The sequence below is a fragment of the Mycobacterium asiaticum genome, assembly GCF_001673635.1.
Taxonomy (GTDB): Bacteria; Actinomycetota; Actinomycetes; order Mycobacteriales; family Mycobacteriaceae; genus Mycobacterium; species Mycobacterium asiaticum_C.
Window position 1 is genome coordinate 111,258 of record NZ_LZMH01000055.1, and the last position, 19,641, is coordinate 130,898.

The 19,641-nt window shown below is 67.8% G+C and carries 20 protein-coding genes; 7 read left to right on the forward strand and 13 right to left on the reverse strand.

The features are described 5' to 3' along the window. Window positions 1-15: 15 nt before the first annotated feature. Entirely contained in the window at window positions 16-981 is a 966-nt protein-coding gene (locus tag A5645_RS16190; RefSeq protein ID WP_172830546.1) for a DMT family transporter, read from the reverse strand. A 474-nt stretch (window positions 982-1,455) separates the two neighbouring features. Between A5645_RS16190 and A5645_RS16195 the strand changes: the two genes are divergently transcribed. Further along, on the forward strand, window positions 1,456-2,811 hold the full coding sequence (locus tag A5645_RS16195; protein WP_081288379.1) for a DUF349 domain-containing protein: 1,356 nt from the start codon (window positions 1,456-1,458) through the stop codon (window positions 2,809-2,811). On the opposite strand, the gene A5645_RS16200 is transcribed toward A5645_RS16195, so the two are convergent. The 5 genes from A5645_RS16200 to recA form a co-directional block, all read right to left on the reverse strand. Next, window positions 2,808-3,428: an Rv2732c family membrane protein gene (locus tag A5645_RS16200; RefSeq protein WP_065130229.1), complete on the reverse strand. Its 621-nt coding sequence runs from the start codon at window positions 3,426-3,428 to the stop codon at window positions 2,808-2,810. The two genes, A5645_RS16195 and A5645_RS16200, sit on opposite strands and share 4 nt — an antisense overlap. Continuing rightward, a complete protein-coding gene (gene miaB, locus A5645_RS16205; protein WP_253867020.1) occupies window positions 3,429-4,883 on the reverse strand; it encodes a tRNA (N6-isopentenyl adenosine(37)-C2)-methylthiotransferase MiaB in 1,455 nt (484 codons plus the stop codon). It abuts the gene before it with no gap. Window positions 4,884-5,106: 223 nt separating this feature from the next. Further along, window positions 5,107-6,063: a GGDEF domain-containing protein gene (locus tag A5645_RS16210; RefSeq protein WP_065130274.1), complete on the reverse strand. Its 957-nt coding sequence runs from the start codon at window positions 6,061-6,063 to the stop codon at window positions 5,107-5,109. 15 nt (window positions 6,064-6,078) lie between these two features. Then, window positions 6,079-6,603, reverse strand: coding sequence for a recombination regulator RecX (recX, locus tag A5645_RS16215; RefSeq protein ID WP_065130231.1), 525 nt, complete (start codon window positions 6,601-6,603; stop codon window positions 6,079-6,081). Then, complete coding sequence (gene recA / locus A5645_RS16220) at window positions 6,569-8,701, reverse strand: intein-containing recombinase RecA (RefSeq protein WP_065130232.1); 2,133 nt, start codon at window positions 8,699-8,701, stop codon at window positions 6,569-6,571. The genes recX and recA overlap by 35 nt, the downstream gene beginning before the upstream one ends. A gap of 143 nt (window positions 8,702-8,844) precedes the next feature. Between recA and A5645_RS16225 the strand changes: the two genes are divergently transcribed. Then, entirely contained in the window at window positions 8,845-9,522 is a 678-nt protein-coding gene (locus A5645_RS16225; protein ID WP_253867016.1) for a (2Fe-2S)-binding protein, read from the forward strand. A 79-nt stretch (window positions 9,523-9,601) separates the two neighbouring features. Here the strand turns inward: A5645_RS16225 and A5645_RS16230 are convergent, their stop codons facing one another. Beyond that, the gene (locus A5645_RS16230) at window positions 9,602-9,796 is read right to left on the reverse strand and encodes a DUF3046 domain-containing protein (RefSeq protein WP_414467440.1); all 195 of its coding nucleotides are present in this window, start codon (window positions 9,794-9,796) and stop codon (window positions 9,602-9,604) included. 31 nt (window positions 9,797-9,827) lie between these two features. Continuing rightward, window positions 9,828-10,985, reverse strand: a complete 1,158-nt coding sequence (locus A5645_RS16235) for a glycosyltransferase (RefSeq protein ID WP_065130233.1) — start codon at window positions 10,983-10,985, stop codon at window positions 9,828-9,830. A 43-nt stretch (window positions 10,986-11,028) separates the two neighbouring features. Here A5645_RS16235 and A5645_RS16240 point away from each other — a divergent pair, with 43 nt between their 5' ends. Then, a complete protein-coding gene (locus A5645_RS16240) occupies window positions 11,029-11,463 on the forward strand; it encodes a limonene-1,2-epoxide hydrolase family protein (RefSeq protein ID WP_065037559.1) in 435 nt (144 codons plus the stop codon). 2 nt (window positions 11,464-11,465) lie between these two features. Here A5645_RS16240 and pspM read toward each other — a convergent pair whose 3' ends face one another. From pspM to pgsA, 4 genes are all read right to left on the reverse strand, one after another. After that, window positions 11,466-12,290, reverse strand: coding sequence for a phage shock envelope stress response protein PspM (gene pspM / locus A5645_RS16245; RefSeq protein WP_065130234.1), 825 nt, complete (start codon window positions 12,288-12,290; stop codon window positions 11,466-11,468). A gap of 12 nt (window positions 12,291-12,302) precedes the next feature. Then, a complete protein-coding gene (pspA, locus tag A5645_RS16250) occupies window positions 12,303-13,124 on the reverse strand; it encodes a phage shock protein PspA (protein WP_065037561.1) in 822 nt (273 codons plus the stop codon). A 120-nt stretch (window positions 13,125-13,244) separates the two neighbouring features. Then, on the reverse strand, window positions 13,245-13,565 hold the full coding sequence (gene clgR / locus A5645_RS16255; RefSeq protein ID WP_065037562.1) for a transcriptional regulator ClgR: 321 nt from the start codon (window positions 13,563-13,565) through the stop codon (window positions 13,245-13,247). A gap of 86 nt (window positions 13,566-13,651) precedes the next feature. Beyond that, the gene (pgsA, locus tag A5645_RS16260; protein ID WP_065037587.1) at window positions 13,652-14,221 is read right to left on the reverse strand and encodes a CDP-diacylglycerol--glycerol-3-phosphate 3-phosphatidyltransferase; all 570 of its coding nucleotides are present in this window, start codon (window positions 14,219-14,221) and stop codon (window positions 13,652-13,654) included. An 85-nt stretch (window positions 14,222-14,306) separates the two neighbouring features. Between pgsA and A5645_RS16265 the strand changes: the two genes are divergently transcribed. Next, complete coding sequence (locus tag A5645_RS16265) at window positions 14,307-14,831, forward strand: amino-acid N-acetyltransferase (RefSeq protein ID WP_036354904.1); 525 nt, start codon at window positions 14,307-14,309, stop codon at window positions 14,829-14,831. A 78-nt stretch (window positions 14,832-14,909) separates the two neighbouring features. On the opposite strand, the gene A5645_RS16270 is transcribed toward A5645_RS16265, so the two are convergent. Next, the gene (locus A5645_RS16270; RefSeq protein WP_081288380.1) at window positions 14,910-17,600 is read right to left on the reverse strand and encodes an FtsK/SpoIIIE family DNA translocase; all 2,691 of its coding nucleotides are present in this window, start codon (window positions 17,598-17,600) and stop codon (window positions 14,910-14,912) included. Between A5645_RS16270 and A5645_RS16275 the strand changes: the two genes are divergently transcribed. Genes A5645_RS16275 through A5645_RS16285 form a run of 3 tightly spaced genes read left to right on the forward strand, consistent with a single transcriptional unit; the run spans window position 17,599 to window position 19,606 of the window. Then, the gene (locus A5645_RS16275) at window positions 17,599-17,913 is read left to right on the forward strand and encodes a putative quinol monooxygenase (protein WP_065130235.1); all 315 of its coding nucleotides are present in this window, start codon (window positions 17,599-17,601) and stop codon (window positions 17,911-17,913) included. The genes A5645_RS16270 and A5645_RS16275 overlap by 2 nt on opposite strands. Then, complete coding sequence (locus A5645_RS16280; RefSeq protein WP_081288381.1) at window positions 17,913-18,731, forward strand: mycofactocin-coupled SDR family oxidoreductase; 819 nt, start codon at window positions 17,913-17,915, stop codon at window positions 18,729-18,731. The genes A5645_RS16275 and A5645_RS16280 overlap by 1 nt, the downstream gene beginning before the upstream one ends. Before the next feature lie 2 nt (window positions 18,732-18,733). Further along, window positions 18,734-19,606 (forward strand): SAM-dependent methyltransferase, encoded by an 873-nt coding sequence (locus tag A5645_RS16285; RefSeq protein ID WP_065130237.1) that lies wholly within the window; start codon window positions 18,734-18,736, stop codon window positions 19,604-19,606. Window positions 19,607-19,641 lie beyond the last annotated feature (35 nt).

Here is a 19,641-nt window from a genome sequence, read left to right on the forward strand (position 1 = left end):
AACGCCGCGGCCGCGTCAGGCGGAGGTGGAGCCCCAGGCCGGGCCTTCGGCGGCGGATACCGGGGCGGCGTCGGCGTCCTCCTCGGCCAGCTGGTCCGGACGGTCGCCACCGGATTCGGCCACGATGGTGGCAGCCTCGCCGCGGGCCAGTCCGACGGTCGCGATGATCACCACGGCGACGGCGGCGATCAGCAGGATCCACTCGGGTCCGTCGCACACCAGCGTCTCGCCCAGCACCGTGATGCCCAGGATCGTGGCCACCGTCGGCTTGGCCACCGTCATGGTCGGCAGTGACGCCGTCAGTGCGCCCGCACGGAACGCCGACTGTTGGAAGATCATCCCGCACAGCATCATGATCAGCCAGGGAATGAACTCCGGCGCCGTCACGGCGGCGCCCAGGCCCTGCAGGTGCAGCACGTCGACGACGCCCTTGGTGAGCACCGCGAACAACGCCAGCGAGGAGCCTGCGGTCAGCGCGAGCAGGACGGCGGCCGCGGGGCGCCCGTGCAGCACCTTGGCCGCGATCACGCACGACACCAGCAGCGGGCCCATCACCGCGGCCACGATGATCCAGGTGCTTAGCGGCGCCCGGTCGTGACCGGCCGTCGGGTCACCGACGATGATGACCACGGCCAGGGAGGCCGCCAGCGTGAGGGCCCACAGCCACTCCGAGCGGGTGGTCTTGTGATGGGTCAGACGCGAATAGATGGGCAACGCGAACAACAACGCCGTCACTTGCAGCGCGGTCACCAACATGACGGACGCCCAGACCAGCGCCACCGCCTGCAGGCTGTAGTTGAGGATCGCGCACAGGCCGCCCAGCCACCACCGGGTGTCCCGCAGGGACATACCGAACAGCTTGAGGTGGCCGACATGCTGGTCGGTGATCTCGTGTGCCGAGCGCTGCCGGATCACATCGCCGGTCGCCGACGCGAGCGCCGCAAACAGCGCGATTATTCCGGCGATACCAACCATCGACATGGGCGACCCTCAATTCCCGACTTCGCTACCAGCATTCCCCCGGCCGTTCGCTGGTAGTTCAACGAATACTCTATGGCTCTATATAGGCTCTGGACAGTGATTTAGCCTCTCGTCGCATCCCTACACTCGCCCATCGACCTAAGCGGCGCCCAGAGCCAGCTATGTGGCACCTGTGAAATCCGGTTCGATGTGGCGGCCCAGGCCACCGACGTCCTTTGGTAACGGTACCCGCGCTCGCGGGGTCGCTATCGTGCGCAACCCAACGGGAATGGTTTCGTTACCGCGTTTCGAAGGCATCGGCGAAAGGTGGCAGCGGAGGACTGCACGAACTGCTTCAATATCTGTGGAACCGGTCGGGGACCTGACTACGGGCTCAGGCAACACCAGAATTACCGACCGGACAGGTGCCGCTTCGCGCGGCAGCTGCGCGGGAAGTGGACCGCGCGACCGGCTAAAGGGTAGGTGACGAGCACGATGACGGGTGGCGACGACTTCGCAGGTCCGACGGCTGAACCAGTGTCGAGACCGGTTCCCGGGCCGCGACCGGGACCACGACCCGGTCCCCGGCCGACGCCGCGGCCCGGCGCTTCGGTGACTCACCCAGTGCCCGGTCCCCCGCGCAACGATCCGCACCGCTTCGGCCGGGTCGACGACGACGGCACCGTGTGGCTGATCAGCTCGTCCGGCGAGCGCGTCATCGGGTCTTGGCAGGCCGGTGACCCCGAAGCCGCATTCGCGCACTTCGGCCGGCGCTTCGAGGACCTGAGCACCGAGGTCGCCCTGATGGAGGAGCGGCTGGTGTCGGGGACCGGGGATCCCCGCAAGATCCGGGCGAACGCCGCCGCGCTGGCCGAGACGCTGCCCACGGCGGCGGTGCTGGGCGATGTCGACGCGATCGGCAACCGGCTCGCCGACATCCAGGCGCGCATCGACGTCTACGTCGTCGCGAACCGCTCCCGCCGCGAAGAGCACCGGGCCGCGCAGACCGCCCGGAAGGAAGCGCTGGCCGTCGAGGCCGAGGACCTGGCCGCGAACTCGACGCAATGGAAGATCGCCGGCGACCGGCTGCGGGCGATCCTCGACGAGTGGAAGACGATCACCGGGCTGGACCGCAAGGTCGACGACGCGTTGTGGAAGCGCTATTCGGCGGCGCGGGAGACCTTCAACCGGCGCCGCGGGTCGCATTTCGCCGAATTGGACCGGGAGCGGTCGGGAGTTCGCCAGGCCAAGGAACGGCTGTGTGAGCGGGCCGAGGCGCTGTCCGACTCGACGGACTGGGCCGCCACCAGCGCGGAATTCCGCCGGCTGCTCACCGAATGGAAGGCGGCCGGACGCGCCAGCAAGGACGTCGACGACGCGTTGTGGCGCCGCTTCAAGGCCGCGCAGGACTTGTTCTTCACAGCCCGCAACGCCGCCACCGCGGAGATGGACGCCGAGCTGCGCGCCAACGCGGCGGCCAAGGAGGCGTTGCTGTCCGAGGCGGAGAAGCTGGACACCAGCAATCACGACGCCGCCCGGGCGGCGCTGCGTGCGATCGCCGACCGGTGGGATGCCATCGGCAAGGTGCCGCGGGAGCGGTCCGCCGACCTGGAGCGGCGACTGCGTGCGGTCGAGAAGAGGGTGCACGACGCCGGCGAGTCGGACTGGGCGGATCCGCAGGCGCAGGCCCGCGCCGAGCAGTTCCGCGCCCGCGCCGAGCAGTTCGAACAGCAGGCCGCGAAGGCCGCCGCGGCCGGCAAGACCAAGGAAGCCGACGAAGCCAGGGCCAACGCCGAGCAGTGGCGTCAGTGGGCCGACGCCGCCGCTCAGGCTTTGACCCGCCGCTCCTAGCGGACGGGTGGCGTTTCGCCGCCGCCCGGCTCGTCGGGTGTGTCGTCGGGCAGGTTGTCCAGCAGGGTCCTGGCCTGGTCCCGGGCGACGACGCGACGGCGCTCCTCCTCAGCGGCGAGCTGCACGATGGTGCGCTGCCACACCACCCGCGCCCAGTGGAACGTCAGCAGGATGACGGTGATCCAGGTGACGATCAGGCCGACACCCGGCCCGGGATGCCCCGCCGGCGCCGTCTGACGCGACCACACCGCCAGCATCCCGGTGCCGCTGGCCAACATGCAGCCGGCCAACGCCACCCAGGCCACCGCCCAGCGCCGGGTCAGTAGCGCCAGGATCGAGAAGCCGACGCCGAACACCAGCGTCAGCCAGGCGAAGACCCGCGACGGCAGCGCCACCCCGGCCGCGTCGGCGCCCTGGCCGGCGAACAGCACGTCCCACCCCCGCACGCTGCCGGTGTGCGGCAGGATGAACGCACCGAGCAGCACGAATACCAGCACCGCGACCACCAGTGCCCGGGCGCCGGGCTCGATCTCACGCGCGACGCGGCGTTCGGCCGCCTCGATCTCTGACCGGTAGGCGTCGAAATCCCCCACGTCTACTTCTCCAATCCCACCCATCTATTGCGCTGCTCCGGTCGATGCGCCGCATCCGGCCGGCTCGGCCGGTGCAGCGGGCCGCCCGACGCCCGGCATGCCGAGGCCGACACCGCTCAGGCGCCGGCCCGCCGCGTGGGCGTCCCCGGCGCGGGTGCGGCGATGGCCGATGATGCCCGCGTCGGCGATCAGGTGGTGCGGCGCGGCCTCGGTGATCTGGGCGGTGACGATGTCGCCGGGACGTATTTCCTGGTCACCGGCGGTGAAGTGGACCAACCGGCCGTCGCGGGCCCGCCCGGTCATCCGCGCGGTGCGGGTGTCCTTGCGGCCTTCCCCGCTGGCGACGAGCAGTTCGACGGTCTGACCGAGGAGCGCGCGGTTGTGCTCGAGCGAGATCCGCTCCTGCAGCTCGATCAGTCGCTCGTAGCGTTCCTGGACGACGGCCTTGGGCAGCTGGTCAGGGAGGTCGGCGGCGGGGGTGCCGGGACGCTGGGAGTACTGGAAGGTGAACGCGGCCGCAAAGCGTGCCTGCTCAACCACGTCGAGGGTGGCCGCGAAGTCCTCCTCGGTCTCGCCAGGGAAGCCCACGATCAGGTCGGTGGTGATCGCGGCGTGTGGCATGGCCGCCCGGACCCGTTCGATGATGCCCAGGTAGCGCTCGGCACGGTAGGAGCGGCGCATCGCCCGCAGAATCCGGTCGGACCCGGACTGCAGCGGCATGTGCAGTGCGGGGCAGACGTTGGGTGTCTCGGCCATCGCCTCGATGACGTCGTCGGTGAATTCGGCCGGGTGCGGCGAGGTGAAACGGACTCGCTCCAGCCCTTCGATGCCGCCGCAGGCGCGCAGCAACTCGGCGAAGGCGCCGCGGTGGCGCGGTATCGCCGGGTCCGCGAAGGAGACGCCGTAGGCGTTGACGTTCTGGCCCAGCAGGGTTATCTCCAGCACGCCGGATTCCACCAGCGACCGCACCTCGGCCAGCACGTCGTCCGGGCTGCGGTCCACTTCCTTGCCCCGCAGCGACGGGACGATGCAGAACGTGCAACTGTTGTTACAGCCCACGGAGATGGAAACCCAAGCCGCATAAGCGGATTCGCGTGCGCTGGGCAGCGACGAGGGGAACTCCTGCAGCGCCTCGGCGATCTCGACCTGTGCCTCGTTGTTGTGCCGGGCGCGTTCGAGCAACGTGGGCAGCGACCCGATGTTGTGGGTGCCGAACACCACGTCGACCCAAGGCGCCTTGCGCAGCACGGTGTCGCGGTCCTTCTGCGCCAGGCAGCCGCCGACCGCGATCTGCATGTCGGGATTGCTGCGTTTGCGCGGCGCCAGGTGGCTGAGGTTGCCGTACAGCTTGTTGTCGGCGTTCTCCCGCACGGCACAGGTGTTGAAGACGACGATGTCAGCGTCGGCTCCGTCGCTGGCGCGCTGGTAGCCAGCAGCTTCGAGCAGCCCGGCCAGCCGTTCTGAGTCGTGCACGTTCATCTGGCAGCCGTAGGTGCGGACTTGATAGGTACGCGCCGAGATCGCGGTCGGGGAATCCCCCGGTACGTCTCGTGCCACCGTCGAAGTCACCCGGACATGGTACGGCGAGCCGGGCCTGGCCGATGAACCCGCAGGCCCTGGGGGATCGCGAGCGCGGCGAAGCCGGGCGACGGACCGCCCTGTCAAGCCGCCCGGCGATCGGGAGCGCGGCGAAGCCGGCGGGTTAAGCGGCTCCAGTGGCGCGCTTGACGTCGTACATTTTCCTGTCGGCGGCCCGAAGCGGGTCGGGCTCCCCCGCGGCGATCCCAGCGCTGAAGCCGACCTGCCCGCCTACCTCGGTCCAGCGCTGACGCAACCGGGTCACGACCTGCTCCGCGGCGCTGTGATCGGCGCCGACCAGCATCAGCAGGAACTCGTCACCTCCGATCCTGAAGACGACGTCGTCCTGTCGCACCGACCAGCGCAGCGCGTCGGCGAAGGTGACGAGGAGTTCGTCACCGGCAGCGTGCCCGTGTGTGTCGTTGTAGTGCTTGAAGTTGTCGAGGTCGATCAGCACGATCGCCGCCTCGCCCGTGTGCAACGACAGCTGGTGGCCGAGCGTGCTGCGGTCGAGCAGCTGGGTGAGGGCATCGGTCTGTGCCATCTGATGCGCCAGCTCCGTCTGCCGCGCCAGCTGGGCGATCAGCCAGGCCGGGACCTCGGCCACGATCACCCACATGAGTGCGGCGGTCAACACGGTCGGCGGCACCCCGCCGGGATGGGGGCCGGCGCCCACGATGAACGCGACGACACCGAGCGGCGCGACGGCCAGCGAGCGCCAGCGCGGACACGTCAGCCCGATGTAGACGAACGTGATCGTGATCGTGCCCGGCAGTTGCCGAGTGGCGCCCGATTCGACGGACCCGACCAGGATCGTGAGGACGAGCGAGGCGATCGGCCAGCCCAAGAGCAGGACACGCTTGCTCTGCCAGCCGATCGTCCGGCCGACCACCGCGACAGCGCCGGCCAAAAGCGTTGCCCCGCCGAGAATCCAGTACAACCGGGGGTCGACGCCGCCGCCGGCGACGGATGCGGCGTGCGCGCCGGCGGTGCCGTAGAGCACGACCAGGATGAGCAACCCGATCAGTCCGATCGCATGCCAACGACCTGTCGACGGCTGAGGATCGATGGGCCGGGCCACGAGCACAGGATAAAACTAGACCCGCCTGCGCTCCCGCTCTGCGGCCAACTCGGCGAAGACCACCTCGCATGCCACGTTCTGGCTGTAGCCGCGGCGGGCCAGCATCCCGATCAACCGCCGACTCACCTTGGTGTCGTCGTCGCCCAGCACCTCCCGCCGCAACTTGGCCCGCACCAGCTGCTCGGCCCGCGCCCGCTCGGCGCCGCCGTCGATGTCGGCGAGCACCGCGGTGATCACCTCGTCGTCCACACCCTTGGTGTGCAACTCGGCGGCCAGTGCGCGCCTGCTCTTTCCGTTGTTCGCCCGCCGGGACTGCACCCACTGCTCGGCGAAGTCGGTGTCGTCGACCAGCCCCACGGCGGCCAGCCGGTCGAGCACCCGGTTGCTGACGTCGTCGGGGTAGCCCCGCTTGGCCAGCTGCCCGGCCAACTCGGCCCTGGTGCGCGCTCGCGCGGTGAGCAGGCGCAGGCATAGCGCCCGCGCCTGCTCGTCGCGACGCTTGGACTCAGAAGTCGACGGGGGCGGGCAGGACGCTGTCATCGGTCACCACTGCACCAATGCCGAGCTTCTCCTTGATCTTCTTCTCGATCTCGTTCGCGATGTCGGCGTTCTCCATCAAGAAGTTGCGGGCATTTTCCTTGCCCTGACCAAGCTGCTCACCTTCGTAGGTGAACCAGGAGCCGGACTTGCGGATGAAGCCCTGGTCGACTCCCATGTCGATCAGCGAGCCTTCCCGACTGATGCCCTTGCCGTAGAGGATGTCGAACTCGGCCTGCTTGAACGGCGGCGACACCTTGTTCTTCACGACCTTGACCCGGGTGCGGTTGCCGACCGCATTGGTGCCGTCCTTGAGGGTCTCGATCCGGCGCACGTCCATGCGCACCGATGCGTAGAACTTCAGAGCCTTTCCGCCCGTAGTTGTTTCGGGTGAGTTGTGCACCATCACACCGTCGACGAAGTAGTTGTGGTTGCCCTCGACCTCGATGTCGAAGCGATTCATTGAGCGGGTATACGGCTTGACGTGCACGTCGAGAATCCGGGCCGGGACCAGCGCTTGAGTCGGTTCAACGAACTCCGGCACCACTTTGCTTTGGCCTCGGAACCGGGGCAGCAATTTGTACTCCATGGATGGCGCCACGTACGGCGCCACCAAATCCTGGAACTTGGACGAGGACGCCGTTGAAAACATCAATACCGCCTTGCCGGCCGAACCTGCGGCATGCAGACGCACATCCATGCCGTATGTGTCGCGCAGGTAGTCACACAACCGCACCCGCGTGCCTTCGGTCATAGCCTCGACACAGATCTCAATGCGCCCGGTGCCGCCATCAGTGCGCTGCTGCAATCCCTTGGAGCGCAAGCTAAATGAACCGTCATCCATGTACCAAATGGCCAGAGCCAATGGGGTCAGCGCCTTGAGGTACTCCTCCGAGAAGAACTTCTTCCCGCCCCCCAGGTACACCGCCCGCTGCAATTCAGCGAGCTCTGGCAGCGGGGTGAAGTCGACGAAGCTCGCACCTTTGGCGTTCTCCCGCAGCGTGTGCTGGATATTGCCCATCAATGCGGTCTTCCAGCGCAGGTACTCCAACTGCTTAGAACCATGCCCCAGTCGGAACCGAACGCCGTTGCGACCCCGCACGTTGGGCGACAGGTTCCCGTCGCCCAATAGCGAACCCAGCACCACCTGCAACTGCTGGTCACTCAGCAGATGGGGTTCGGCGGCCAACACCCTGTCGCCGGTGTCGAGGTCTCCAGCTTCCGTCCAGCCTCCGGCTGTGCGGATGAGGTGATTAGGCGTGGCGGCAAACTGCGACTTGCCGTTGCCACCGGACTTCTCCACGGTGAACTGCAGAAACTGTTCGGCTGGCCCGTTGTTGAACCAATTGACCACCTTGCGCGGGACGATCTTGTCTGCCGCCGGGTCGTAGGACAGCACCTCGACGTCCATTTTGTTGTTGACGATCTTGCCGATCTTTTCGGTGGTGCCGTCTGCCAGGGTCACGCGGGTGGAGTAATTCATGCACCCGAACATCACCCCGATCTTCTCCCGCAGCTGGTTGATGAAGATCGCCGTCGTACCCGAATTGTTCAGCGCGCCAGTCATTTTCCGCAGCGCCTGGCTCATCAGGCGGGCCTGCAGACCGACGTGGCTGTCGCCCATCTCACCTTCGAGTTCCGCGCGCGGCACCAGGGCCGCCACCGAGTCGATGACCACGATATCCAGCGCGCCCGAGCGGATCAGCATGTCGGCGATCTCGAGCGCCTGTTCACCGGTGTCCGGCTGGCTGACCAGCAGCGAATCGGTGTCGACACCGAGTTTTTTGGCGTATTCCGGATCCAGCGCGTGCTCAGCGTCGATGAACGCCGCGACACCGCCGGCGGCCTGGGCGTTGGCCACCGCGTGCAGCGCCACGGTGGTCTTACCCGAGGACTCCGGACCGTAGATCTCGATGACCCGGCCACGCGGCAGGCCGCCGATACCCAGGGCGACATCCAACGCGATGGACCCGGTCGGGATGACTGAAATCGGCTGGCGTATCTCGTCCCCGAGGCGCATCACCGAGCCTTTGCCGTAACTCTTCTCGATCTGGGCCATCGCCAGTTCGAGAGCCTTCTCGCGGTCGGGGGCTTGAGCCATGATGCCTCTCCTGTAGTCGGTGTTCGGTGACCGGTGTTGGTCGGTTGGCCGTGACACTAGGCGCGGGGTCTGACAAGGCGAGGTCGCCGAATGATCACCACATTAGCCGAACACTTGTTCGACTCAAGTTCGACACGCCGCGTATGGCAACATGTCCGGGCAATATGTCCGGGATTGACATCTCCACCGAGCTCGCCGAAGTGGCCTCCTACGGCGGCTTTTTCGCGCTGACCGTGGGCGGCGACCCGACCGGATGGCATCCGGTCGCCGCGTTCTACGCCGACGGGTTCGCCGACCTCGTCGATGCGACCGTCGCCCGCTACCACAGCACCGAACTGCGGGTCGGCGCCTCGCTGGTCCACCTCGGCCACGCCGCCCGGCTGTGGTCGCCGGTGCTTGCCTGCGTGCTGGCTCACGGCGTGCTCCCGGACCTCACCGGGCTGCAACGCGCCGACAACGACGCCCGGCTGCGGCTGCCCGAGCCCACCGGCGAACGCGTCGCACCCTCCCCCGAGCTGCTATATCGGGTCGTCGTGCGCGAGCACATGGAGCGGTTGGCCGCCGGCCTGCGGGTCGGACTGGCGCCCGGGCTGCTTTACGGCAACATCGCCTCCGCATTGGTGGGCACGTCGCGGATGCTGCTGGCGGCGCGGCCGGACCTGCGCGAATTGATCACCCGGCTCACTCGTGCGTTGCTCGACACCGGGCGGCTCGCCGGCGCCGGCATTGTCACCAGTCCCGATCTCGGCTTCCGGCGCAACAGCTGCTGCCTCTTCTACCGCATTCCCGGCGGTGGAAAGTGCGGCGACTGCCCGCTCTAGCCCGTGCTGACTCTGCGCTGGCGGCTTCGTCTTCCCGCAAGACCACGCCCTCGGCGCAGAGCCAACGCCACCACGGCGGTCACCACTGCTCGCGCGGCACGTCGAAGTCGACGCACAGCGCCCGCCACACGTCGCGAGGCTCGACGCCGTCGTCGATCGCCTGGGCGGCGGTCCGGCCGTCGAAGCCCGTCAACACGTGATCGACCAGCACCGATGCGCCGTAGGCGGCGCCGAACCGCAACGTCACCCGCTCGTGGAACTCCGTCAGCCGCACGCACAGCAACATACCCAGCGCGCCGCCCCGCTCAATCAATCGCTTCGCGGCACACCCGCACCGGGTCGGCCACTCCGGCGATGCTGGCAGCGGCCCGCTGCGCGGCCGCCCGATAGCCCGGCGAGGCCAACACCACGCCCACCGCGGCCACCAGCGCGTCGGCGGTCAGCGGGCGGATCAGCTGCCCGCTGCCCTGCCGGACCACCCGATTCGCCATCTCCCACTGATCGCCGCCCCCGGGCACCACTACCATGGGTACGCCCGCCAGCAGCGTCTTGGCGACCATGCCGTGGCCGCCGCCCGCGATCACCAGATCGGCATGCCTTAACAGCTCGTCCTGACGGCCCAGACCCACCACCGCCCACGGCGGCACCGCCAAATCCTCACCGCCGAGCCAGGACACCACCAGCCGCGAACCGGCCGGCAGCGTCTCCCCTGGCCGCAGGCATTCCAGGGCAAGCTGCGCCAGCCCGGTGGTGCCGGTGTAGGCCGTCGAGGGCGCGATCACCACCACCGGTCCCGAGCCGGCCGGGATCGGCAGCACTCGTTCGGTCGGCTCGAAGTGCAGCGGGCCGACCACCACCGCCTCGGCCGGCCAGTCCGGGCGGGGCACCTCCAGGGCGGGCAGCGTGGCGATCAGCCGCCGCGCCGGCCCTGGATCCCGCGCCGGCAGGCCGATGTCGACCCGCACGGCTGCGCGCTGGCGCTGGCCCGCCCGCACCGAGCGCGCCGTCAGCGCCCGCATCACCGAGTCCCGCAGCCGTCCCCGCAACCCCGTCCCCGGCGCCAGACCGCTGCCGATCGGCGGCAGCCCCTTCGACGGCAGGTAAAGCGGGTGCGGGCAGAGCTCGACCCACGGGATCCCGAGCAGCTCGGCGGCCATGCCTCCGCCTGAGGTGATCACGTCGGACACCACCAGATCGGGCCCCAGATCGCGCAAGGTCGGCGCGATCAGCACCGCCATCCGCGCGGCTCGCCGGTGGATCCTGGCCCCGGCGTCGAGGTCCTCGTCGGTGGCCTTGAGCCCGTCGAGCTCCACGGCGTCGATCCCGACCGCGCGGGCGGCGTCCAGCCACTCCACGCCGGTGAACAGGGTGGGTTGGTCACCCGCGGCGAGAAAGCGTTGGCAAAGCGCGATCGCGGGAAACGAGTGCCCGGGGTCCGGCCCGGCAACCACGGCGACGCGCATCGGCCCTACCCTGCCACAGCGGCGCTCGCCTACGCTGGCAACCATGACTGAGCTGACTCAGACGACAACCAGTGACAACATCCGCACGGTCGAGGGCTTCCTGTATGCCCTGCAGGACCAGGATTTCGAGACCGCCGATGCCGCGTTGCACGACGACCTGGTCTACGAGAACTACGGATACTCGCGGATCCGCGGCGGACGCAAGGTGGCCAAGCTCTTTCGCAAGATGGAGGGGCGGATCGGCTTCGAGGTGAAGTTCCACCGGGTGGCCGCCGACGGCAGCGCGGTGCTCACCGAGCGCACCGACGCGCTGATCTTTGGCCCGCTGCGCCTGCAGTTCTGGGTGTGCGGGATCTTCGAGGTGCAGGACGGGCGAATCATCCTGTGGCGGGATTACTTCGACTCGTACGACTTCCTCAAGGCGACTGTGCGCGGGCTGGTCGGGGTGGTCATCCCGTCACTGCGCGCGACGCTCTAGGCCTATTGGGCGCGGCGCAGGCCGCCGAGTTCGTCGAACGCCTGCGCCCAGCCCAGCAGCCGATCCGTCGCGCCGGTGAGCTCGTCGCGGTAGCGCTGCTGGGCGAGCATGGTCACTCCGCCCGCGTTCTCGCCGTTGACCGACGAGACCAAATGTGCCGCGGCGGTGACCATCTCGTTGTACTGACGGACTCCGGCCCCCAGCTGCGCGGTGTACGCATTGATGGTCGGGACCAGGTATTCGCGTGACGACTCCGAGTTCTGCGCGGCCCGTTCCATCGACACCACCTCGGCCGCGGTAGCCGCCATCGCCGCCGAAGTCCGCTTGGCCGCTTCGGTCAGCTCGCTGATCTCGTCGGGCGGCAGGATTGCGCTGCGCTCGATCACACCCAGCAACGAAAAGAATCCGCGCTCGGAGGCACCCAGCGCGTACATCGCCGGCCGCGCGGCCGAACCGGGCGGTGGCAACCGCCGGCTAACCGCGGGCCGCTGCGAGGGCAGCGGTTCGGACTTGAGCCAGTAATACCGGAAGAACAGCAGCGTCGCCGGGATCACCATCACCACCGCCACGGCGCCGGTGATCTGCAGCAGCAGGGTGAACCAGCCCCAGGCCGCCAGGATCGCGGTCACCAGTGCCCAGAAGATCACCCCGGCGGTGAAGATCCAGGCCCAGCGCAGCGCGCGTCGGCGCCGTCGGAGTTGCCGGGCCCGCGGATCGGTGGCGGCAGTGATCTTGTCGACGACGAATCCGGACAGGTCGACGACGGTGGCGAAGCCGCGCTGCCACAGAGCCCGCAGGGGCCCGCGCCGGTTGGATCGCACCGCCATCGTGTTGCTCTGCTACTGACCGAACGGTTTCTCGGGTACCGCTCCGCCGGGTTCGGTGGCCGGGGTTGCCGGGGTCGCGCCGGGCGCAGCGGCACCGCCGGCGGGCAGGGCGTCGCCGCGCATAGAGGCGCGGATCTGCTCCAGCCGGGAGTGCCCGGCCATCTGGACGCCTGCCTGCTCGACCTCGAGCATGCGACCCTGCACCGAACTCTGGGCGAGCTCGGCGGAGCCGATCGCGTTGGCGTAGCGGCGTTCGATCTTGTCGCGTACCTCGTCGAGGCTGGGGGTGTTGCCCGGGGCGGCGAGCTCGCTCATCGACCGCAGCGACGCGCTGACCTGCTCCTGCATCTTGGCCTGCTCGAGCTGGCTGAGTAGCTTGGTGCGCTCGGCGATCTTTTGCTGCAGCACCATCGCATTGCGCTCGACGGCCTTCTTGGCCTGCGAGGCCGCCTGCAGGGCCTGGTCGTGCAGGCTTTTGAGGTCTTCGACGCTTTGCTCGGCGGTGACCAGCTGAGCCGCGAACGCTTCGGCGGCGTTGTTGTATTCGGTCGCCTTGGCGGCGTCACCGCTGGCGACGGCCTGGTCGGCCAGCGTAAGCGCCTGGCGCACGTTGACCTGCAGCTTCTCGATGTCGGCGAGTTGCCGGTTCAGGCGCATCTCCAGCTGACGCTGGTTGCCGATCACCTGCGCCGCCTGCTGGGTGAGCGCCTGGTGGGTGCGCTGCGCTTCCTCGATGGCCTGCTGAATCTGCACCTTCGGGTCGGCGTGTTCGTCGATTTTGGAGTTGAACAGCGCCATGAGGTACTTCCACGCTTTGACGAACGGATTGGCCATCAGTTAGCTCCGCCTTCGCTTCTTGGGTGCAGGATGGGCGCGAACACTACCCTGCAGCTCAATTTAGTGGGTCAGCCCCGATCGCCCCACCCATGGTGCATATCTAGTGAACGCCGAAGCTTACGCAACCGCCAGGGACGCTACGGGAGGAATGACGACCTTCGTGCTGGCGTCGATGGTGGCGCCCACGGTGTAGCCGGCACGCTCCTCGCGGGCCATCCGCTCACCGGCATCGATGAGCACCTGCGACAGCGGCACCTGCAGGGCGTCACAGATCGCGTTGAGCAACTCGCTCGAGGGTTCCTTGCGGCCGCGCTCGACCTCCGACAAATACCCGAGACTCACCCGCGCCGAATCGGACACCTCACGCAGTGTCCGGCCCTGCGATGTCCGGGTCCCCCGCAGCACGTCGCCAACGACCTCGCGCACTAATGACGCCATCGTGCTCTCCTCTTATCCGGTCATCATTGGTAAAGCATCAGACGTTAGGTCAACGCCATCAGTGGCCGCGATGGTTCCCCGTGCGCTCAGGCCGCGCGTCTGGCACGGCGAATCTCCCGGGCCGTTGAAGCTACATAGTCGATTCCGGTGATAACCGTGAGCACGATCGCCAGCACCATCACCACTTGAGCCGCGGTGTGCAGCAGGCCGGACAGCGGCAGCACGAACAACCCGATCGCCACCGCCTGGGTCAGGGTTTTGAGCTTGCCGCCCCAGCTGGCCGGGATGACGCCGCGCCGGATCACGGCCAGCCGCAACACGGTAATCGCCAGCTCACGGGTCATGATCAGCACGGTGACCCACCACGGCAGATCGCCGAGCATCGACAGTCCGATCAGCGCCGCGCCGATCAGCGTCTTATCCGCGATCGGGTCGATGAATGCGCCGAATTCGGTGGCCATGCCGTAATTGCGGGCCAATTGCCCGTCGAACCGGTCGGTGATGCACGCGACCGCAAATATCGCCCACGCCACGATGCGGGCGGTGGTGTGATGACCGTCGCCATAGAACAGGGCGAACAGAAAAATCGGGACCAGCAAAAGGCGTAAGAGGGTGAGAATGTTGGCCAGATTCGCGATACGGACAGCACCCGCCATCTCACCGGTTTCAGGCTGCCCCGACACGGCAACAGAATAGCTGTTGACCAGCTCAAGCGAACCTCGACGTCGATACTGTGGCGACGTGACCGAAAGTCCTGGGGATTACCGGCCGGTGGTTCGGCGAGCACGTACATCTGACGTTCCCGCGATCAAGCATCTCGTCGACACCTACGCCGGACGAATCCTGCTGGAGAAGAATCTGGTGACGCTCTATGAGGCGGTGCAGGAATTTTGGGTGGCCGAACTCCCGCAGGTACCAGGCCAGGTGGTGGGCTGCGGTGCGCTGCACGTGTTGTGGTCCGACCTTGGTGAAATACGCACGGTGGCGGTCGATCCCGCATTCACCGGCCACGGGATCGGCCACGCGATCGTGAACAAGCTGCTCGAGGTGGCTCGCGAATTGCAGCTCGAGCGGCTGTTCGTGCTGACGTTCGAGACGGAGTTCTTCGGCAGACACGGGTTCACCGAGATCGAGGGCACGCCGGTGACCGCCGAGGTGTACGAAGAGATGTGCCGCTCCTACGACATCGGTGTCGCGGAGTTCTTGGATCTGAGCTACGTCAAGCCGAACATCCTGGGCAACTCCCGGATGCTGTTGGTCCTTTAGCTTGTGCGAGCAGACGCAAAAGCCCCCGACACGCCGGCGCGAAAGGGGCTTTTGCGTCTGCTCGCGCTGGCTAGGCGACTATTCGTCCTCGGCGTCTCCGCCGTCGGCATTCGCGCCGCCGCGGATCAATGCCAGCGTTCCGGCCAGCTCGTCGGGCTTGATCAGCACCTCGCGGGCCTTTGACCCCTCGCTCGGGCCCACGATGCCGCGGGTTTCCATCAAGTCCATCAACCTGCCGGCCTTGGCGAAGCCCACCCGCAGCTTGCGCTGCAGCATCGAGGTCGAACCGAACTGGCTGGACACCACCAACTCGACCGCCTGTAGGAAGACGTCCATGTCGTCACCGATGTCGGGGTCGACGTCGGCGCGCTCACCGGTGGGCTTGGCGGTGGTGACGCCCTCGGTGTATTCGGGTTCGGCCTGGTCTTTGCAGGCAGCGACGACGGCCTGAATCTCCTCGTCGGTGATGTAGGCGCCCTGCAACCGGATCGGCTTGCTCGCGCCCATCGGCAGGAACAACCCGTCGCCCATGCCGATCAGCTTCTCCGCGCCCGCCTGGTCCAGGATTACCCGACTGTCCGTGAGCGACGACGTCGCGAACGCCAACCGGGACGGCACGTTCGTCTTGATCAGGCCGGTGACCACGTCGACCGACGGCCGTTGGGTGGCCAGCACCAGGTGGATGCCGGCTGCGCGGGCCTTCTGGGTGATCCGCACGATCGCGTCCTCGACGTCGCGCGGCGCCGTCATCATCAGGTCGGCCAACTCGTCGACGATCGCGAGCACATACGGGTAGGGCCGGTACACCCGCTGGCTACCGAGCGGAGTGGTGATCTCACCCGAGCGGACCTTCGCGTTGAAGTCGTCGATGTGACGCACCCGGGACGCCTGCATGTCCTGGTAGCGCTGCTCCATCTCCTCGACCAGCCAGGCCAGCGCGGCAGCCGCCTTCTTCGGCTGGGTGATGATCGGGGTGATCAGGTGCGGAATGCCTTCGTACGGCGTCAGTTCCACCATCTTTGGGTCGATCAGGATCATCCTGACCTCCTCGGGGGTGGCCCGGGTCAGCAGCGAGATCAGCATCGAGTTGACGAAGCTGGACTTGCCGGAGCCGGTGGAGCCCGCGACCAGCAGGTGCGGCATCTTGGCCAGGTTGGCCGAGATGAAGTCGCCCTCGATGTCCTTGCCCAGCCCGATGACCAGTGGATGGTGGTCGCGACGGGTGGACGGCGCGGTGAGCACGTCGGCCAGCCGCACCATCTCCCGGTCGGTGTTGGGCACCTCGATGCCGACGGCGGACTTGCCCGGGATCGGGGCCAGCATCCGCACACTCTCGGTCGCCACCGCGTAGGCGATGTTCTTCTGCAGCGCGGTGATCTTCTCCACCTTGACGCCGGGCCCGAGTTCCACCTCGTAGCGGGTCACGGTCGGCCCACGAGTGCAACCGGTGACAGCCGCGTCGACCTTGAACTGGGTCAGGACCTCACTGATCGCCGACGCCATGTGGGTGTTGGCGGCGCTGCGCTTCTTGGGCGGATCCCCGGCGACCAGCAGATCCATCGACGGCAACGTGTAGGGACCTTCGACGACGCGGTCCAGCGGCGCCGTGTCCGTCTTCTTGGCGGCGCGCCGACGGCGTGGCTCCGGGACGGTGGGCGTGTCATCCGCGATGGGCTCTGCCGCTGCCACCGCTTGGGCCGAGGGCCACGCCTTCGGCACGTCGTCGATTGCCTCGTCGTAGTAGCCGTCGGAGAAGTCTTCGGCCGGTGTGACCTCGACGGTGTCCGCGTCGTCGCCGGCGAAGTCTTCGTATTCGTCCTCGTCGTCGTAGTCGCGGGCGAACAACCGGGTGCCGAACATGTTGCGCAGGGCGTCGGGCACCTCACGGATGGTGATGCCGGTCAGCAGCAACAACCCGAACAAGCCGCCGATGAACAGCAGGGGCGCCGCGATCCAGGCGGTCAAACCGTCCGACAGGGGACCGCCGATGGCGAATCCGATGAATCCCGCCGCCCGCTGCCGCAAGTCGGGGGCTTCCGGGGATCCCGACCACAGATGACGCAGCCCCAGGAACGACAGTGCGATCAGGCTGGCGCCTAGGATCAGCCGCGGACGCGCCTCGGGGTTCGGCTCCGTCCGCATCAGTATTACCGCGACCGCGGCGGCGACCAGCGGCAGCAACACCACGGCCGCGCCGACGAAGAACCGCAGCCCGGCGTCCACCCAGGCGCCGACCGGTCGGGCGGCGTCGAACCAGGAGCTGGCGGCCACGATCACCGCCACGCCCAGCAGCACCAGGGCGATGCCGTCACGGCGGTGGCCGGCCTCGATGTGGCGGGCTTGGCCGACCGACCGCGCGGCCCGGCCCGTGCCCCTGGCGGCGATCAGCCAGGTCGCGCGCGCGCTTCGGCCGGCCAGCGCCAGCAGCGATCGATTGCGGCGCTTGGCGGGCCTGCTGGTCCGCTTTACGGGCCTGGTCGCGGGCTTTCTGGGCTTGCGCGCCGCACCGCCCGAGCGCCCCGCCGCCTGCCCACCACGGGCCCCGGACCGGGGGGTGGCCTTCGGGTCCTGTCGAGAAACTTGCCGAGACCTGCTCGTTCGAGTTCCGGAGCGGGCTGCGGTCTTACTGGCCATGCCCGCAAGCGTAGTCGCAGAAACAACATCTGCACCACCCGCCACACTGGTAACGACACCTTCACCGCTCCGTGCCCGCGCCGTTATGAGTAGGGTGACAACCGAAATCCCACTGCCGTCAGGAGGCCCAGCCATGCCCGTCGTCGTCGTCGCCACACTGACCGTCAAGCCCGAATCGGTGGATACCGTCCGCGACATCCTGACCACCGCGGTCGAAGAGGTGCACGGCGAGCCGGGATGCCAGCTGTATTCGTTGCACCAGTCCGGCGAGACCTTCGTGTTCGTCGAGCAGTGGGCCGACGAGGAGGCGCTCAAGGCGCACAGCACCGCCCCTGCGGTGGCCAAGATGTTCACCGCAGCGGGTGAGCACCTGGCCGGGGCCCCCGACATCAAGATGCTGCAGCCGGTTCCGGCGGGCGACGCGGACAAGGGCCAGATCCGGCCCTGATGGCCCGTCCGCTGCAAGGCCAGGTCGCCTTCATCACCGGCGCCGCCCGCGGCCAGGGGCGCGCGCATGCGGTGCGACTCGCCCGCGACGGTGCGGACATCATCGCGGTCGATCTCTGCGATCAGATTGCCAGCGTGCCCTATCCGCTGGGCACCTCTGAGGAGCTCGCCGGAACGGTCAAGCTCGTCGAGGAAACCGGGGCTCGGATCGTGGCGCGCCAGGCCGACGTCCGGCACCGTGCCGCGCTGGGCGCAGCCCTGCAGGCCGGCATCGACGAGTTGGGCCGACTGGACATCGTCGTCGCCAATGCCGGTATTGCGCCCATGCAATCGGGTGACGACGGCTGGACCGACGTTATCGACGTCAATCTCACCGGCGCCTACCACACGGTCGAAGTGGCCCTGCCGACGTTGAAGGAGCAGGGCGCGGGCGGGTCGATCGTGTTGATCAGTTCGGCGGCGGGGTTGGCCGGCATGGCCAGCGCCGACGCCGGGGCGATCGGTTACGCCGCTTCCAAGCACGGGATGGTGGGATTGATGCGGGTCTACGCCAATCTGCTTGCTCCGCATAATATTAGGGTCAATTCCGTTCATCCCAGCGGCGTCGCTACACCGATGATCAACAACGAGTTCACCATGAAGTGGCTTGCCGACATGGCCGCCTCCGGCGCGGGTACCGGCGGCGGCAATGCACTGCCGGTACAAATCCTGCAGGCCGACGACATCGCCAACGCGGTGGCGTGGCTGGTGTCCGATCAGGCCCGCTACATCACCGGGGTCGCGTTGCCGGTCGATGCGGGCTGTGTGAACAAGCGGTAATCATGGCTCGAAACCCCGCAGCGAGCACCGCATTCGGTCCGATGTTGTTGGCGGCCGTCGAGCAGAACGAGCCGCCCGATCGTCGGTTGGTGGACGACGACCTGGCCGAACTTTTCCTTCCGGCGCCGCTGCGCTGGCTGGTGGCCGGCACGCGGGTGCCCGCGATCAGGCGGGCGTTCATCGGTGCGTCGGAATTCACCGGCCGCGGATTGTGGGCGAATCTGGCCTGCCGCAAGCGTTTCATCGGTGACAAGCTCGCCGAGGCGGTGGGCGACATCGACGCGGTGGTCATCCTCGGCGCCGGATTGGACACCCGCGCATATCAACTCAACCGACGGGTCCGCAAGCCGGTCTTCGAGGTGGATCTGCCCGTCAACATCGCTCGGAAGGCCAAGACCGTCCGCCGGGTGCTTGGCGAGCTGCCGCTCTCGGTTCGGTTGGTGGCGTTGAACTTCGAGCAGGATGACCTGCTGACCGCGCTGGCAGAGCACGGTTACCGCACCGACTACCGCGTCTTCCTAATCTGGGAGGGCGTTACGCAATACCTCACCGAAGAAGCCGTCCGGACCACCCTTGACGGGCTGCGGCCGACGGCACCGGGCAGTCGCATGGTGTTCAGCTATGTCCGCCGCGACTTCATCGACGGCAGCAACCGGTACGGCACCCGCACGCTGTACCGGTCGGTGCGTAAGCGACGGCAATTGTGGCACTTCGGTATTCAGCCCGAAGAGGTCGCGGGGTTCCTGGGCGATTACGGGTGGCGCCTGATCGAACAGGTCGGACCGGACGACCTCATTGCGCGCTATGTCGAGCCTACGGGCCGCAGACTCAATGCGTCCCAGATCGAGTGGTCGGCGTACGCCGAGAAGATCTAGCGCGCGTTGCCGAGCGTGGGGGAAATGTAGCTATC

What these genes read in the sequence shown, in the direction of transcription:
- A5645_RS16190 (WP_172830546.1), bottom strand. Translation starts at nt 981, where the DNA reads ATGTCGATGGTTGGTATCGCCGGAATAATCGCGCTGTTTGCGGCGCTC.
- A5645_RS16195 (WP_081288379.1), top strand. Translation starts at nt 1,456, where the DNA reads ATGACGGGTGGCGACGACTTCGCAGGTCCGACGGCTGAACCAGTGTCG.
- A5645_RS16200 (WP_065130229.1), bottom strand. Translation starts at nt 3,428, where the DNA reads ATGGGTGGGATTGGAGAAGTAGACGTGGGGGATTTCGACGCCTACCGG.
- miaB (WP_253867020.1), bottom strand. Translation starts at nt 4,883, where the DNA reads ATGAACGTGCACGACTCAGAACGGCTGGCCGGGCTGCTCGAAGCTGCT.
- recX (WP_065130231.1), bottom strand. Translation starts at nt 6,603, where the DNA reads ATGACAGCGTCCTGCCCGCCCCCGTCGACTTCTGAGTCCAAGCGTCGC.
- recA (WP_065130232.1), bottom strand. Translation starts at nt 8,701, where the DNA reads ATGGCTCAAGCCCCCGACCGCGAGAAGGCTCTCGAACTGGCGATGGCC.
- A5645_RS16225 (WP_253867016.1), top strand. Translation starts at nt 8,845, where the DNA reads ATGGCAACATGTCCGGGCAATATGTCCGGGATTGACATCTCCACCGAG.
- A5645_RS16235 (WP_065130233.1), bottom strand. Translation starts at nt 10,985, where the DNA reads ATGCGCGTCGCCGTGGTTGCCGGGCCGGACCCCGGGCACTCGTTTCCC.
- A5645_RS16240 (WP_065037559.1), top strand. Translation starts at nt 11,029, where the DNA reads ATGACTGAGCTGACTCAGACGACAACCAGTGACAACATCCGCACGGTC.
- pspM (WP_065130234.1), bottom strand. Translation starts at nt 12,290, where the DNA reads ATGGCGGTGCGATCCAACCGGCGCGGGCCCCTGCGGGCTCTGTGGCAG.
- pspA (WP_065037561.1), bottom strand. Translation starts at nt 13,124, where the DNA reads ATGGCCAATCCGTTCGTCAAAGCGTGGAAGTACCTCATGGCGCTGTTC.
- clgR (WP_065037562.1), bottom strand. Translation starts at nt 13,565, where the DNA reads ATGGCGTCATTAGTGCGCGAGGTCGTTGGCGACGTGCTGCGGGGGACC.
- pgsA (WP_065037587.1), bottom strand. Translation starts at nt 14,221, where the DNA reads ATGGCGGGTGCTGTCCGTATCGCGAATCTGGCCAACATTCTCACCCTC.
- A5645_RS16275 (WP_065130235.1), top strand. Translation starts at nt 17,599, where the DNA reads ATGCCCGTCGTCGTCGTCGCCACACTGACCGTCAAGCCCGAATCGGTG.
- A5645_RS16270 (WP_081288380.1), bottom strand. Translation starts at nt 17,600, where the DNA reads ATGGCTGGGCCTCCTGACGGCAGTGGGATTTCGGTTGTCACCCTACTC.
- A5645_RS16280 (WP_081288381.1), top strand. Translation starts at nt 17,913, where the DNA reads ATGGCCCGTCCGCTGCAAGGCCAGGTCGCCTTCATCACCGGCGCCGCC.
- A5645_RS16285 (WP_065130237.1), top strand. Translation starts at nt 18,734, where the DNA reads ATGGCTCGAAACCCCGCAGCGAGCACCGCATTCGGTCCGATGTTGTTG.